Source organism: Bacillus sp. OTU530 (assembly GCF_038440375.1).
The window spans coordinates 1-1,039 of record NZ_JASATP010000123.1; the positions used below are offsets into that span (position 1 = coordinate 1).

1 protein-coding gene and 3 tRNA genes are annotated in these 1,039 nt (G+C 40.3%); 1 reads left to right on the forward strand and 3 read right to left on the reverse strand.

Annotation, left to right across the window (positions count from 1 at the left end):
* Positions 1 to 37 precede the first annotated feature (37 nt).
* The 3 genes from AAHB12_RS31100 to AAHB12_RS31110 all read right to left on the reverse strand — a co-directional run bounded on the left by AAHB12_RS31100 (position 38) and on the right by AAHB12_RS31110 (position 274).
* A tRNA-His gene (locus AAHB12_RS31100) sits at positions 38 to 110 on the reverse strand.
* Between the two features lie 9 nt (positions 111 to 119).
* Positions 120 to 195, reverse strand: a tRNA-Val gene (locus AAHB12_RS31105).
* A gap of 4 nt (positions 196 to 199) precedes the next feature.
* Positions 200 to 274, reverse strand: a tRNA-Glu gene (locus tag AAHB12_RS31110).
* 321 nt (positions 275 to 595) lie between these two features.
* Between AAHB12_RS31110 and AAHB12_RS31115 the strand changes: the two genes are divergently transcribed.
* On the forward strand, positions 596 to 1,039 hold a 444-nt coding region (locus AAHB12_RS31115), incomplete at its 3' end, for an RNA-guided endonuclease TnpB family protein (RefSeq protein ID WP_342048933.1).

A 1,039-nucleotide genomic window follows, 5' to 3' on the forward strand; every position in this document is an offset into this window, starting at 1 on the left:
GAAAATAAATCTATATAATCTGATTAAAAGATAAAAGGGCGATTGATGGGAATCGAACCCACGAATGTTGGAGCCACAATCCAATGCGTTAACCACTTCGCCACAACCGCCATCATCACTGGTGGAGGATGACGGGCTCGAACCGCCGACCCTCTGCTTGTAAGGCAGATGCTCTCCCAGCTGAGCTAATCCTCCACTATGGTGACCCGTACGGGATTCGAACCCGTGTTACCGCCGTGAAAGGGCGGTGTCTTAACCACTTGACCAACGGGCCATTCACAATAACAAGTAAAGATTTCACATTTAAGAACATCATCACAGTCATCTGCGGCACTTACAGATAATACAACAAAGCACTGCTATTTGTGAATACCTTTTTTAAAAAATTTTTTTAGTGTTGATAAAAAATTCTATCAGATTTTGCTAAAAGAGTACCCCTACTTCAATTTCTTGAAGGGGATGAACCCAGAAATAAGTAGGAGGTGAATTTCAGCTTTGCGAAGCAAAAAATTCTTTCATCGTGTACTGGAATTTGTTAAAATATAAACAGAACGTATGATCGTTTATTATCTTGGAAAGAGACGAGGTGAAGAGAATGTTCATCAACAAAGCGTATAAGTTTCGTTTATATCCAAATCAAGAACAAGAAGTGCTGATTGCGAAAACAATTGGCTGCAGTCGTTTTGTCTTCAATCGTTTCCTTTCTTTGTGGAACGAGACATGTCAAGCAACAGGAAAAGGCTTATCCTATAGTGCTTGTTCTTCCCAACTTACGCAACTGAAAAAAGAATTCACTTGGCTACAAGAGGTTGATTCACATTCTCTGCAATCATCCTTGAAGCACCTTGCAGACTCATTTGACCGTTTCTTTAAGAAGCAAAATGAAGCCCCACGTTTTAAAAGTCAGAAAAATAAGGTGCAATCTTACACGACAAATATTGAAAAGAAGAATCAGCTTCCTGAAGTAAGTATTGCAGGCAATCGCATGAAATTGCCGAAGTTAGGTTGGGTTCGTTTTGCAAACAGTCGTGAGGTGCAC